This window comes from Ruegeria sp. CDSC042, from assembly GCF_059610745.1.
In genome coordinates this window covers 130,452-144,372 of the sequence record NZ_JBXWOF010000001.1, presented here as the reverse complement: position 1 = coordinate 144,372, position 13,921 = coordinate 130,452, and the positions used below count along the sequence as shown (strand labels likewise).

Sequence of the window (13,921 nt, the reverse complement as noted above, 5' to 3'; positions counted from 1 at the left end):
GATCACATCCGCGAAGCGACGTTTTCCCAGTTCACCAGGTTGTCGAGGAAGTTCGACAGGTACACCGGACGCTTGTTGCGGAAGTCGATGTAATAAGAATGCTCCCACACATCGCAGCCCAACAGAGCAGTCTGACCAAAGCACAGCGGGTTCACGCCGTTTTCGGTCTTGGTCACTGCCAACGAACCGTCCGCATTCTTGACCAGCCACGCCCAGCCCGAACCGAACTGACCGGCACCAGCCGCGCTGAACTGCGACTTGAACTCGTCAACCGAGCGAAAGCATTCGACCAGCGCCTTTTCCAGCTCGCCAGGCATGGCGTTGTCGCCGGGGCCCATCATCTCCCAGAACTGGTTGTGGTTCCAAAGCTGACTGATGTTGTTGAAGATGCCGTTTTGCGCGACGGCATTTGCGTCGTAGGTGCCGGTGATGATTTCTTCCAGCGACTTGCCGTCCCACTCGGTACCGGCGATCAGCTTGTTGCCGTTGTCGACATAGGCCTTGTGGTGCAGGTCGTGGTGAAATTCCAATGTTTCGGCGGACATGCCCTTGGCTGCCAGCGCGTCGTGTGCATAAGGAAGATCAGGAAGTTCAAAAGCCATCTCGGCCCCCTGTTGAAAATGAATGTTGCGGTTTCCAAAAGTTAAATGCTTTGGCAAGTGCCGCAGGTCAAGGGCAGAGATCATAAAACCCGGAGGTCCGCGATGCTAACTCAGGCGCGCAAGATGTTTTACCGCGCCCGCGGATACTATGCGGGCAGCCTGAATGGCGAGCCTTTCCGGCTGGATCCCTACCACTCGAAGTTCTGGCGCAAGGCCTCGGCCGGCGCCTGGGAGCCCGAGACTTTTGCCGTGCTGGATAGATATCTAACGCCGGACAGCGACTTTCTGGACATCGGGGCATGGATCGGCCCAACCGTGCTGTACGGTGCCCGCAAAGCCCGCCACGTATGGTGTTTCGAACCGGACCCTACCGCGTTTCGGCATCTGGCGTGGAATCTGGACCTGAACGACATTCGCAATGTTTCGGCATTTGGCGTCGCATTGTCGGATCAATTCGGCGTGGCCCGTATGGCATCCGTTCGCGGTGAACCCGGGGATTCCACCAGTTCACTGTTGCATGACGGGGTGCATGGGACAGATGCATTGACCATCGAGTGGGATCAGTTCGAGGCCGTAAATGACCTATCGGGTGTATCTCTGGTCAAAATGGATATTGAGGGGGCTGAGTTTTTTGTACTGCCGACGATCCTGCCCTGGTTGAAACGGACGCGACCCACTCTGTACCTCTCACTCCACTCACCGCTTTTGGCTGAAGAGGACAGACATCAGCGGACATCCGACCTGTTGAACAGCCTCTCCTTTTATTCTAAAATTACTGACGAAACCGGACGCCCGCTGGATGTTCAGAAAGCGCTCAGCCCAACGGAAATGACACGATACCATACGGTTTTATTTACTGGGTAGTAATGCGGCCATTAGCCCTGTCGAAGTAGGTGTTTCCCCACTTGCAACCCAAGCGTGAGCTGGTTGAAGTGCGCACACGGATTAGTTTGAAGGATAACAAAAATGAAAGCTTCGCTTACAGCGATTGCTGCGATGATCGTTTCCGCGCATTCAGTTTTAGCTGGTACTGTCGAATACAAATGTGAAATCACGAAGCCGGACGGCCACGGCTGGATCGCGCCCGAATATTTTTTTCAAGTAGATACTGACACGCGTGAGGCCAAAGTTGTCAGCGGCCATCACGATTGGACCAGCGCCCAACTTAAAGTGAAAAAAAGTGGCGAATATCGCTTGTTTTGGAACGTCACCCTCCGGTCAAGCGAAGGACAAAATCTGCGCATGAAATATCAGGCAAATCTTAATTCAGCAAAAAACACTGTCAAAGTTCGCGCCAGTTTTGCTCATATAAGCGCTGCCAACAAGCCATATGGATCCGGAGTCTGCAGCGTATTCACCGGGTAAAGAAAGCCCCGGTGTGACGGGGGCTTTTTAGTTCACTTCGGTTCAGTAAATCCCGACGCCGCTGCCGGGCTGCGCCGCAACTTTAAGCAGTTTGAACACGTAGTCTGCAGCCGAACGGAAGCAGACGACGCGGAGAGTTTCGGCGTCATCCATCCAGAACGCACCGGCAACCTGCGCCAAGCGCGAGCGGCGGATTTGGCCGGGTTGGAAGGCGTCAGCCGACAGATCTACCGGGGCCAGTTTGCCCAGAACTTCGCGAGCGTTCGCGCCCGAGATGCTGAACACCGCGCGGGCATCCGAGACGTTGACCGCCAGGGCATGCACACCGCTCAGCGCGTTGGTCATCGCGGCCAGTTTGGCCTCGACCTCGGCATATGGGACAAGCACAAGCAATTCGTCGGTGGACATCCAGCAAACACCGCAGTCTCCGTCGACAAATGCCTCGCGCTGGCCGGGTACTTTCTGACCGGTGGCGTCTTTGACGGCCTTGGCCAGAACCTTGTCGGACAGGTCGCCGCGCAGGGTGATCATGCCCTGCAGGCCGCATTCTTCAACCTTGGCGATGCCCTCATAGCTGGCGTGGTTCAGTGCGCTGATGGGTTCAGACATTCTGCTTCTCCCCGTCCTTGTCGAAGAAGATCGGATCCACGATCTTTGCTTTGTAGGATTTGCCATCGGTGCCCGGGAACTCGACAATCTCGCCCATGCGGTCAGGACCATGCTTGATCAAGCCCATGGCGATACCTTTGCCCAGGTTGGCTGAATAATAGGTTGAGGTCACACGACCGATCATGTTGCGCTGACCGTTGGCGTTGACGCCCTCGCCCACTGCGTAAGCCCCATCCGGGATGACAGAACCATCCACAGTCTCAAGACCCACCAGTTTCCAGCGCTCGGGATCGGCCATGTGGCTGCGCGAATGGGCGCGTTTGCCAAGGTAATCCTCTTTCTTTTTCGACAGCGCCCAATGCAGCCCCAGATCCTGTGGGATCACGGTTCCATCGGTTTCGTCGCCGATCATGATAAAGCCCTTCTCGGCCCGCAGTATGTGCAGACATTCAGTGCCATAGGGCATCACGCCGAATTTCTTGCCTGCATCCAGCAGCGCATTCCAGAAGGCCTGCCCTTGTGATGCAGGGACGGCGATCTCGTACGACAGCTCACCCGAGAACGAGATGCGATAGGCCCGGCAATCAAAGTCGCCGATCTTGCCATCGCGCCACTCCATGAAGGGCAGCGCCTCTTTCGACACATCCATGCCGCCGAGCTTTTCAAGCACCTTGCGGGCGTTGGGGCCAACAACGGCGACCTGCGCATATTGCTCGGTCACGTTGGCAACATAGACTTTCCAGTCCCACCATTCGGTTTGCAGCCACTCTTCCATGTGACCGTGGATACGTTCGGCCCCGCCGGTGGTGGTGTGGCACAACCATGTGTCTTCGTCGATCCTGGCAACAACACCGTCGTCGATCAGAAAGCCATTTTCGGAACACATCAGGCCATAGCGGCATTTGCCGATCTTCAGCGTAGACATCATGTTGGTGTACATCATGTCCAGGAACTTGCCTGCGTCCGGCCCTTTGACGATCAACTTACCCAGGGTCGAGGCGTCCAGCAAGCCGAGGTTCTCGCGGGTGTTTTTCACCTCACGGTTCACGGCGTCATGCACGGATTCACCCGGGCGAACATAGGCATAGGTCCGGCGCCAATGGCCGACCGGCTCCCAATCGGCGCCGTTCTTGTCGTGCCAGTTATGCATCGGAGTCTGGCGGATTGGCTGGAACACCTCACCACGTGCCTCACCGCCGATAGATGCCATTGAAATTGGGGTGTAAGGCGGGCGGAACGTTGTTGTTCCAACCTTCGGGATTTCGGAGTCCAACGCATCGGCTAGGATCGCCAATCCGTTGATGTTACTCAGTTTACCCTGATCCGTTGCCATGCCCAGAGTGGTGTAACGCTTGGTATGTTCAACGCTCTCATACCCCTCACGCGCGGCAAGTTGCACGTCCGAAACTTTGACGTCGTTTTGGAAGTCCAGCCAGGACTTCATCCGCAGTTGAATATCCGCGTTCGCAGGCATCAACCAGACCGCAGCCATAGGTGCCTCGGACGTAGTTTCCCCGACAGGCGCTTTGGTGCGTTTGGTTTTGAATCCAGCCGCTTTGGCTGCGGCCTTACCAGCTGCATCGGCATCGGCCAGCACATCGCCCAGCGCCATCGGGCCATTCGATGCCCCGGCGGCTACGACGAACCCTTCGCCATCGGCCCCAAGCGGGGGTCGTGCAGGATCCGGCCGGAAATGCGCATTGGCATCGTCCCAGATCAGCTTGCCGCCGCAATGCGACCACATATGCACGACCGGAGACCAGCCGCCTGACATCGCAACAGCGTCGCATTCGACCTCTTCACGGGCGCCACCGATGCCGTCCTGATTGCAAATGGCAACTTTCTTGACGCGTTTGCCGCCTTTGACTTTGGCAATAGCCTTGCCCACATCGACGCGGATACCCAGTTGGCGCGCCTCTTCAGCCAGAGGGCCCGAGGTAGCCCTTGCGTCAACCACACGCAAGATATCCACACCGGCCTGTTTCAAGGTTATCGCAGTCCGGTAGGCGTCGTCATTATTGGTGGCCACAATCACCTTTTCACCGGGTGTCACACCCCAGTTCACGACATAGTCCCGCATGGCCGAGGCCAGCATGACACCCGGCACATCATTACCCGCAAAAGACAACGGACGCTCAATCGCTCCGGTAGCAGTCACGACCTGTTTCGCCCTAATACGCCACAGGCGATGGCGCGGGCCTTGTGCGCCAGGCTTATGGTCCGTCAGGCGTTCATAGCCCAGCACATAGCCATGGTCATAGACCCCTGCACCCATGCAGCGATTGCGCAAGATGACGTTGTTCATTGTTTCTAGTTCGGAAACAGTTTGTTCCACGAACTTATCCACAGGCTCATCATTGATTGTGCCGCCATCAACTGGGGCACGGCCACCCCAATGCGCGGTCTGCTCAATCAACATGACCTTTGCACCGGTCTGAGCAGCCACTTTGGCAGCCTGTAAACCGGCCACACCGCCACCGATCACCAACACATCGACGAAGTTGTAGAAATGCTCATAGGTATCCGCATCACGGCTGTCCTTGTCGGGGGCTTTGCCCAGACCGGCAGATTGGCGGATGAACGGCTCGTAGACGTGTTTCCAGAACGGCTTGGGATGAATGAACATCTTGTAATAGAAGCCAGCCGGCAGGAACCGCGACAGGTGCGTATTGATCGCACCGATATCAAATTCCAGGTTCGGCCAGTGGTTCTGAGAAATCGAGGTCAGACCGTTGAACAGCTCGGTCGTGGTGGCGCGCTGGTTCGGCTCGAACCGATTGCCCTGCCCCAGACCGACCAGAGCGTTGGGTTCTTCCGCACCACTGGCGACAACACCACGCGGGCGGTGATACTTGAACGACCGGCCCATCATCATCTGATCATTAGCCAGCAAGGCCGAGGCAAGCGTGTCGCCTTCGTAGCCCTGCATCGAAGTGCCGTTGAAGGAGAATGTGACCTGTTTCGACCGGTCAATCAGCCGGCCTTGATTTGCGAGACGGGTGCTCATGATGCGGACCTTTCGCAGGCGGAATTACGGGTGGTGGCGCGGATCATTTGTATTCTCTCCACGTCCAGCCAGGGCGCTTGGCGGTGATCGCCTCGCGAATTTCTTTAGGCGGCTCAAACACCTGGGCAGAGTAGGTGCCGAAAACTTCGAGCGTTTGCGTGCAGCGCGCCGCGTGGAACCACTTGCCGCATCCATTCGCATGGCGCCAGCGTTCGAAATGAACGCCTTTAGGGTTTTCACGCATGAACAGGTAATCGTGGAAGTCACCATCCGACGAGCCCGGACCGAAACGCTTCAGATGCGCCTCGCCACCGGCGGCCAATTCGGTTTCTTCGGCATCGACGCCGCAATAGGGGCAATTCAGGATCAGCATATGTTCATCCTCTCGGCAGCAGGCGAGACCATGCTGCATGCGAAATCTGAGTAACGGGCGCGCGAGATTTTTCGCCGGAAAATCTGCATCAGTGCGCCACCCCGGCCGCGACGCTTTCGTCGATGAAGCGGCCTTCTTTGAAACGATCCAACGAGAACGCCTCGGTCAGCGGTGAATGGCCCGTGGCCATCAGCTGTGCCATGCCCCAGCCGGACCCCGGAATGGCCTTGAAGCCACCGGTGCCCCAGCCACCGTTGATGAAACAGTTCCCAAGCGGTGTTTTTGACAGGATGGGCGAGCGGTCGCCGGTCATATCCACGATCCCGCCCCATTGCCGCAGCATTTTCAGGCGTGAGATCATCGGGAAGGTCTCGACCAGCGCGCGCACAGTTTCTTCGATATGGTGGAAGCTGCCGCGTTGGGTGTAGTTGTTGAACCCGTCGGTGCCGCCACCGATCACCATCTCTCCCTTGTCGGATTGCGACATGTAGCCATGCACCGTGTTGGCCATCACGACCACGTCCATGCAGGGTTTGATCGGCTCAGACACCAGCGCCTGCAGAGCAATCGCCTCCAGCGGCAGACGGAAGCCCGCCATTTCGGCCAGTTGACCGGAATGGCCCGCAACCACGATGCCCAGCTTGTCACAGTCGATCGCACCTTTGGTGGTGTCGACACCGACAACACGACCATCCTGTGACCGAACCCCGGTCACTTCGCATTGCTGGATTATATCCATGCCCATGGCGGAACAAGCGCGCGCATAGGCCCAAGCCACCGCATCGTGACGGGCGGTGCCACCGCGTTCCTGCCACAGCGCACCCAGAACCGGATAGCGCGGGCCTTCGAGATTGATGATTGGTACCAGTTCCTTGACCCGTTCAGGTGTGATCCATTCAGTCTTTACACCCTGCAGCGCATTCGCATGAGCCGTGCGCTGATAGCCGCGGATTTCATGCTGGGTCTGCGCCAGCATCATCACGCCGCGCGGGCTGAACATTACGTTATAGTTCAGGTCCTGACTCAGATCCTCATAAAGGCTGCGCGCCTTTTCATAGATCGCGGCAGACGGATCCTGCAGATAGTTCGAGCGGATGATGGTTGTGTTCCGACCGGTATTACCACCGCCCAACCAGCCTTTTTCGATCACAGCGACATTCTGGATGCCATAGTTCTTACCCAGGTAATAGGCGGTTGCCAGACCATGGCCACCCGCCCCCACAATGACGGCGTCATAGCGTTTCTTGGGCTCGGGCGAACGCCAGGCGCGTTCCCATCCGGTATGATAGCGCAGCGCTTCGCGCGCCACAGCAAAGGCTGAATAGTGTTTCATAAGCGAATCCATCCGGTTCGGTGATTGGCGCAGGTATGCCGTGTAACCGCCTTTGGCCCCTGCCGTGCAACGCCATAATATCGCACTATTGCGACATCGCCCTTATTATTGCGACATGAAGCCCCCTCGCGGCCATTTGTCCCTTTTTTCCGCCCCGCCACAGGTCTAAGTCAGGACAGCCATCTTGGAGTTATCATGACCTTCTGGGCCCTCATCATAGCCACCGCCGTCCTGATAGCGGTTTTTCTTGGGATTTCGATACTGCGTAGGCGAGATACGCGCGAACCATCCACTGCGTATGACTTGCAGGTCTATCGTGAACAGTTGGCCAGCGTAGATCGAGACCTGGCCCGTGGTGTCATCGCTGACGCAGATGCCGAGCGAGTTCGCACGGAAATTTCACGCCGCATTCTTGCGGCTGATGCGCAGATGCAATCTTTGTCTGAACCGCAAGGGCCTTCCAAATGGATCTCGGTTACGGCATCCATATTTGTCGCGGCCATCCTGGTTGGCGGAGGATCCTGGATGTATCTGAAGCTTGGTGCAGCCGGGCTCCCCGATCAGCCCCTGTCATTGCGGCTAGAAATGGCTGATGCCCTGCGCACAGAGCGCCCCAGTCAGGCCGAGGCAGAGGCCGCCACGCCACCCGCACCACTGCCACAGCTTGACGAAAGCTATGCCTCTCTTCTCGGGCAACTTCGCGAAACCGTTTCCGGTCGTCCTGATGACCTACAAGGACATATCCTTCTTGCCCAGCACGAGGCGAACGCAGGTAACTTCCATGCCGCCTACAAAGCGCAGCAACGTGTAATCGAACTGTCCGGGAATACTGCACCCGCAGATGCCTATTCGCATCTTGCCGAGATGATGATCCTTGCTACCAACGGATATATCTCGCCCGAAGCTGAAGACGCATTGAAACAGTCATTGCAGCGTGATCCACGCCATGGTCCGGCCTTGTATTACCTGGGACAGATGATGGTACAGGTCGGACGACCTGATATCGGTTACAGGATCTGGGTGGATGCACTTGGAAGCGCGCCGACAAATGCCCCCTGGGCAACGGCCATTCGCGCACAGATGGACGATCTGGCCTTTCGTGCGGGTGTGTTCAATGCCGCCCCTATACCAGCAGGGAACCCAGGCCCCGGTGAGGATGACATCGAGGCCGCTGCATCTCTGACCGCACAAGAGCGCCAAGAGATGATCCTTGGCATGGTCGAGCAACTGTCAGACAGGCTTGCAACCGAAGGCGGCTCCCCCGAAGAATGGGCCCGACTGATCGGTGCCCTTGGGGTGGTTGGCGACATCGACCGGGCCACCGCGATCTACGCCGAAGCCCAATCCGTATTCTCGGACAATGACAACGCACTGGCTATCCTTGGTGCGGCAGCAGCTCAGGCTGGGGTGACCCAATGATCCATGACATTTTTGAGGAATTTGCAGGCGCGCTTGCGCCTATGAGCGCGTTGATCGGTCTCGATCTGGGAGAAAAGACTATCGGGGTTGCAGTCTCGGACCGGATGCGCGGTGTTGCAAGCCCGCTGGAGACCGTAAGGCGCAAGAAATTCACTCTGGATTCTGCCCGTCTGCTGGAAATCATCGCCGACCGTGAGATCGGGGGCATCCTACTGGGTCTGCCGAAAAACATGGATGGCAGCGAAGGGCCGCGCTGCCAGTCCACCCGTGCCTTTGCCCGAAACCTGTCCCGTTTGACCGAAGTTCCGATCGGGTTCTGGGACGAACGGCTCAGCACGGTTGCGGCAGAAAAGGCACTGCTTGAGGCGGATACGACACGAAAGCGTCGCGGACAGGTTATCGACCACGTCGCGGCAGGCTATATTCTGCAAGGCGCGCTGGACAGAATGCGCTTTCTTTAAGGATCGGAAAACGCTGATGTCGAACATGGTTTGGAAAAGGAACGAGGTCGAAAGCCCGTGCATCCAGATCTGCGTTGTGCACCCGACCGAACGTATTTGTACCGGTTGCTACCGCACGATCGACGAAATCTCTCGCTGGTCGAAAATGGACAGCTCTGAGCGCGCCGATATCATGGCAGACCTACCGTCTCGCAAACCGCTGCTTGCCAAACGGCGCGGCGGCCGGGCGGGGCGGCTCAACAAGGCCTGAGATTTCCACAAAAGGATGTGATTGCTGAATCTGCACCGCTGCGGGCTGGTCTGAACTACGAGGGGGTCAAGTTCGTTGACAGCTGGTGAGTGAGTGGCAACCCACAGCGGCGCGTTTCAACAATCGATCCTCTGCAGTGGCTCGGCAGAGGAGTTCGATCTGTGTACGTCTTTTTTGACCAATCGATCAAGAAAAATCCTTGCTGATATTTCTGTGCCCTGACGTAAATGTCACAGCAGGCTCAAGCCGCTGCGTTTCTACCCAGACGCAAGCCATGTTTTGGCGTTCTGAATTTCCTCGGCGGGAAAGAACTGAGTTCGTGTGCCGAGGATGTGGCTGGCCACCCGTTGGGCCAGATGTTGCCAGGCTTTGTCGCCAACAACCGCTGCCCGATCCAGATTACCAATGTGCCCCCGGGCCAGCCGAAAATGCGAGGCAAGCGCCGTAAGGCCTTGCCATCCGTCAAACTTGGACAGATCAATCAGCAGGCGAAACCCCTGTTTCTCCTGCAAAATGTAGTCCAGATCGGTTTCGGCCTTTTTGAATTCGCCAGGGTCGAGTTTTCCCATCAGGCTGACCTGCACGCAGGGGCCGCCCAGATCCATAACGTGAATAGAGCCCAGAGATTCGCGCAACCATCGGCGCGCTTCTTCAATATTCGCGTGATCGAATACCTGCACAGGGCAAGGGAAAAGCGGAGCCGCAAGCCGGATACTGGTCTGAACCCAACCCTGATCCGCCACCACTCCAATTCGGTCAAAGCCGCGCCAGTGGCTGAGGCCCAATTTTGTATCCGACCAAACCGCATTCAGATCGTACCCTTTGAACTCTGGCTGCACGATCGCCAACAACCGCACCGTGTCGTGTTCGGCCAGTGCGGCCTCAATCGCCGGGATCAATGTTGTGGAATAGTCCGTACCTGTCACTTCGCCGGAAAGCTCGATTTCAATCAATGCTCCGTCAGAGTTTTTGTGGACAGCAATCATCAAAAAATCCTCCAAATCTGTATAATGACAGAACGTTAGGAGGATTTGATCCATTCGGCCACACCGCCAGCGCATTCAGGCCGAAAATAGGCGATCATCCGGCCATCCGACCCAGCCTCAGCCCCGCTGCCCCATGGCGCTACCCCGTGCAGGCAGTGGCGGTGCAGCAGATAGGCCTCGCCCGGACGTGCGGGCAGTACGATGCGACGGCAAGTATCAAAGACCTCACGACGGGCAGCCTGATAAACATCTGTTATGTCCACCTGATCCAGAGTTTCCGGGCGCTTGTCTTCAAGTGCATCCGCAAATGCAGCCTGCATGATCTTGTGGCTACCTTCCCAAAGAACCATCGGGGACGCATTCTCGCTGGCATCAGTCAATGGAATGCCCAGTATCCACGCATGCGGTTCCTCGACCCTTCGGCGCCTGTCCGGGCCGGACGGGCGTAATCCATCCACATGGGCCGCATCCCGCTTTGCTCGATACTGGGCAGCAGCCTTGCCCTCTCCGCGTCGGGGCAACGGGTAGCCGGGGTAAATGACCGAGACCTGGGCTTTGTGCAATGGCAACGACCCATAACGCGACACTATGAAATCCATGACGGCCCCGGTCAGAACCGGGGACCCCTGGACCCTGCCCTCGGTGTCGTTGTTCAGCGCGTCGACCCCAATGAACCAGGTCCCTTCACAGTCCAGCCAATGCGCGAATTCCGGATCCGCCGCAGCAGCGCGTGCTGCGGGCAGCGCATAAGATACCCAGTCCAGAATAGCCCGGTCGTGGGGAAATTTCACCCAGCCCTTTTCCTCGAAAGAACTCAAAAACCCAACGCCTTGCGCAACATATTCAGGGCGACCAGAGTCAGAAAGACCGCGAATATCCGCTTGAGCGGCTTTGGATCCATCGCATGGGCCAACTTAACGCCCCAAGGCGCAGTGATCATGGTCATGGCGACCACAATCCCAAAGGCAATCAGATTGACGGCGCCGATGGTAAAGGGCGGGCGGTGTTCAGGGGCAATTTCGAGAAACAGGAACCCCATGACCGAGGGCACAGCGATGATCACGCCAAACCCGGCCGCCGTAGCCACAGCCCGGTGAATTGGCGTGTTGAACAAGCTCATTAACGGCACGCCAAAGCTGCCGCCGCCGATACCCATCAGAACGGATAGGAAGCCGACCGAGGGCGACAGGAGCGCGCGTTTCAGGCCCTTGGGCATGGCGTCTCCAAGCCGCCATTCGGATTTACCCAGACCAAGATAGGCACCAATCACCATACCCAATACACCGAACAGGGCTTGCAATGCCTCGGTCCGAAGAGCGGATGCCACCATCACGCCCAACACCGCACCGATGGCGATGCCCGGACCCCAACTGCGCAGGATATCCCAATCAACGGCACCCTTTTTGTTATGTGCCAGAACCGACCGCAGTGAGGTTACGATAATCGTTGCCAGTGAGGTGGCAAGGCACAGCTGCATCAACTGCGGGCCGCCATACCCAAGGGTCTGAAACGCATAGAAAAAAGCAGGGACCAGCACGATGCCTCCGCCGACACCCAACAGACCCGCCAAAACGCCTGCCAGCGCTCCGATCACCAGCAGAAGAACCAGCATCTGAGCAAGCAACATTACTTCGGGCATCATTCCCCCCAACCGACCTTTTGCCGTATTGCCACCATTCAGGCCTCGGTCAGAGGCGCGACATGATCCAGTGCCTGCAACATAACCTCGGGGCCCGCCCCGTCATGCACCGCACCTTCAGACAGGGTCCGCCGCCAAGCCCGCGCACCCGGCCGTCCTGCGAACAGGCCCAGCATATGTCGCGTAATCTGGTGCAAGCGCCCCCCGCCAGCAAGATGGCATTCGATATAAGGCACCATTTTCCGGACAACAGCAAACGGGTCGGCGGTCTGACCGACCCCAAAAATCACAGGATCCGCCGTGGACAGAACATCTGACGGCTGATGATACGCAGCCCGCCCGATCATGACACCATCCAGCCCTGCATCCAGATGCCCGCGCGCCTGTTCCAGATCAGCAATGCCACCATTTATAGAGATGTGCATATCCGGGAATTCCGCCTTCATCCGATGCACGAGATCATAATCCAGGGGTGGAATATCCCGGTTTTCTTTGGGGCTGAGCCCTTGCAGCCAGGCTTTGCGCGCGTGGATCGTGACCCGTGTGCATCCCGCTTGCCTGATCTGGCTCAGAAACTCAGGCAAAATGTCTTCGGGCTGTTGGTCGTCGACTCCAATGCGGCATTTGACCGTGACATCTACGTCCACGGCTTCGCGCATTGCGGCAACACAATCCGCAACGCGGTCAGGGGATTTCATCAGCACCGCACCAAAAGTGCCAGATTGTACTCGATCAGACGGGCAGCCACAATTCAGATTGATCTCATCATAACCAGCATCCGCCCCCAACCGGGCCGCTTGTGCCAATTCCTGAGGGTCCGACCCGCCCAGTTGCAGGGCCACGGGATGCTCCTGCGGGTTGTGGTCCAGCAAATGCAGCGCGCCACCCCGAACTAACGCAGGCGCTGTGACCATTTCAGTGTACAGCAGCGCCTCGGTGCTCAGCAACCGATGCAGATAGCGACAATGCCTGTCCGTCCAATCCATCATAGGGGCGACGCTCAGGCGTGCGGCTTGTCTTACCTTGTCATTCAATGCTGAGTCCTCGTCGCACCCGGTATCCAATCTGACGGATCGAAACCGCAAATTCCTGCCCTTCGAATCGGGCAGCCCGGGGTTTAGCATATTCGAAAGGGGCCGTCCTTGTGTCTGCCAACCGCGTTACCGATTGTCGACACCGTACCGGCAAATCATCATTTCGACGCTGCGCTGAATGGTATCAGACATTTCGTCCTGACTAAGTACAGACCCGCAAAAAACCATGGGCCAGAATGCCCTGCTCTTGATCAATCCGATGAATTCACGGCCTGCGACCTCAGGGTTGTCGATGCGCAGCTGACCATCTTCCGCTGCTTCTTTCAGCATGGCTGAGAAAATAGCGGTTTTGTCCAGCTTACCCTGCGCGGCGACCGCAAGGTCGGGATTGCGCAAGGTTTCGCTGATCACCATACGCGACATTGCCATCACCTCGGGGGACATCAGAATGCGCCCTTCTGCCCAGGCCAGATCGGTCAGTTGCTCTTGGATATCCCGGCCCTTTTCGTATCTGATATCCAGCACCTCAGAGAAGCGGTTCGACAGCTCAACCACGATTGAGCGGAACAGGTTTTCCTTACTTTCGAAATACTTGTACAGCGTGCGCTTGGAGACCTCGGCCCTTGCCGAAATCCGATCCATGCTGGCCGACGAGAACCCCTTTTCTTGGAATTCAGCTACGGCAGCCTCGATGATCTGGGCATGCTTTGATGCTTTCGGTGCGCTGAGGTCATTCATGCTCCAAAGCTATAGACCCTTTGATATGAGCCGGTCAAACGCTAGGTAAACTCTCGGGTTTACAACGCCCTGTCCCCTGCCTAAGGTAAACCCGCCAGTTTACCG

Annotated in this window: 15 protein-coding genes; 5 read left to right on the top strand and 10 right to left on the bottom strand. The window is 57.4% G+C overall.

Annotation, left to right across the window (positions count from 1 at the left end; all coding sequences use genetic code 11):
* Positions 1-2 precede the first annotated feature (2 nt).
* Positions 3-602 carry a superoxide dismutase gene (locus AC2FHX_RS00725; protein ID WP_496700561.1) on the bottom strand — a complete coding sequence of 200 codons (600 nt, stop codon included), beginning with the start codon at positions 600-602 and terminating at the stop codon, positions 3-5.
* Between the two features lie 102 nt (positions 603-704).
* Here AC2FHX_RS00725 and AC2FHX_RS00720 point away from each other — a divergent pair, with 102 nt between their 5' ends.
* Positions 705-1,466: an FkbM family methyltransferase gene (locus AC2FHX_RS00720; RefSeq protein ID WP_496700562.1), complete on the top strand. Its 762-nt coding sequence runs from the start codon at positions 705-707 to the stop codon at positions 1,464-1,466.
* Between the two features lie 102 nt (positions 1,467-1,568).
* Entirely contained in the window at positions 1,569-1,967 is a 399-nt protein-coding gene (locus AC2FHX_RS00715) for a hypothetical protein (RefSeq protein ID WP_496700563.1), read from the top strand.
* Positions 1,968-2,009: 42 nt separating this feature from the next.
* On the opposite strand, the gene AC2FHX_RS00710 is transcribed toward AC2FHX_RS00715, so the two are convergent.
* From AC2FHX_RS00710 to AC2FHX_RS00695, 4 genes are all read right to left on the bottom strand, one after another.
* A complete protein-coding gene (locus tag AC2FHX_RS00710; RefSeq protein WP_271947758.1) occupies positions 2,010-2,576 on the bottom strand; it encodes a sarcosine oxidase subunit gamma in 567 nt (188 codons plus the stop codon).
* Positions 2,569-5,583, bottom strand: coding sequence for a sarcosine oxidase subunit alpha family protein (locus AC2FHX_RS00705; RefSeq protein ID WP_496700564.1), 3,015 nt, complete (start codon positions 5,581-5,583; stop codon positions 2,569-2,571). Before AC2FHX_RS00705 ends, AC2FHX_RS00710 begins: the two co-directional genes overlap by 8 nt.
* Before the next feature lie 43 nt (positions 5,584-5,626).
* Positions 5,627-5,956: a sarcosine oxidase subunit delta gene (locus AC2FHX_RS00700; RefSeq protein ID WP_142633040.1), complete on the bottom strand. Its 330-nt coding sequence runs from the start codon at positions 5,954-5,956 to the stop codon at positions 5,627-5,629.
* A gap of 88 nt (positions 5,957-6,044) precedes the next feature.
* Entirely contained in the window at positions 6,045-7,289 is a 1,245-nt protein-coding gene (locus tag AC2FHX_RS00695) for a sarcosine oxidase subunit beta family protein (protein WP_496700565.1), read from the bottom strand.
* A gap of 195 nt (positions 7,290-7,484) precedes the next feature.
* Between AC2FHX_RS00695 and ccmI the strand changes: the two genes are divergently transcribed.
* From ccmI to AC2FHX_RS00680, 3 genes are read left to right on the top strand one after another with little or no spacing between them, the layout of a single operon-like run.
* Positions 7,485-8,708: a c-type cytochrome biogenesis protein CcmI gene (gene ccmI, locus AC2FHX_RS00690; RefSeq protein ID WP_496700566.1), complete on the top strand. Its 1,224-nt coding sequence runs from the start codon at positions 7,485-7,487 to the stop codon at positions 8,706-8,708.
* A complete protein-coding gene (gene ruvX / locus AC2FHX_RS00685) occupies positions 8,705-9,169 on the top strand; it encodes a Holliday junction resolvase RuvX (protein ID WP_142633033.1) in 465 nt (154 codons plus the stop codon). Before ccmI ends, ruvX begins: the two co-directional genes overlap by 4 nt.
* Before the next feature lie 16 nt (positions 9,170-9,185).
* Positions 9,186-9,419 (top strand): DUF1289 domain-containing protein, encoded by a 234-nt coding sequence (locus AC2FHX_RS00680; RefSeq protein WP_142633031.1) that lies wholly within the window; start codon positions 9,186-9,188, stop codon positions 9,417-9,419.
* Positions 9,420-9,676: 257 nt separating this feature from the next.
* On the opposite strand, the gene AC2FHX_RS00675 is transcribed toward AC2FHX_RS00680, so the two are convergent.
* The 5 genes from AC2FHX_RS00675 to AC2FHX_RS00655 form a co-directional block, all read right to left on the bottom strand.
* Positions 9,677-10,405 (bottom strand): SpoIIAA family protein, encoded by a 729-nt coding sequence (locus tag AC2FHX_RS00675; RefSeq protein ID WP_496700567.1) that lies wholly within the window; start codon positions 10,403-10,405, stop codon positions 9,677-9,679.
* 35 nt (positions 10,406-10,440) lie between these two features.
* Positions 10,441-11,196, bottom strand: a complete 756-nt coding sequence (locus AC2FHX_RS00670; RefSeq protein WP_496700568.1) for a hypothetical protein — start codon at positions 11,194-11,196, stop codon at positions 10,441-10,443.
* Positions 11,197-11,219: 23 nt separating this feature from the next.
* Entirely contained in the window at positions 11,220-12,044 is an 825-nt protein-coding gene (locus AC2FHX_RS00665; RefSeq protein WP_281971883.1) for a sulfite exporter TauE/SafE family protein, read from the bottom strand.
* A 38-nt stretch (positions 12,045-12,082) separates the two neighbouring features.
* A complete protein-coding gene (gene dusA, locus AC2FHX_RS00660) occupies positions 12,083-13,078 on the bottom strand; it encodes a tRNA dihydrouridine(20/20a) synthase DusA (protein WP_496700569.1) in 996 nt (331 codons plus the stop codon).
* A 126-nt stretch (positions 13,079-13,204) separates the two neighbouring features.
* Positions 13,205-13,816 carry a TetR/AcrR family transcriptional regulator gene (locus AC2FHX_RS00655; protein WP_496700570.1) on the bottom strand — a complete coding sequence of 204 codons (612 nt, stop codon included), beginning with the start codon at positions 13,814-13,816 and terminating at the stop codon, positions 13,205-13,207.
* Positions 13,817-13,921 lie beyond the last annotated feature (105 nt).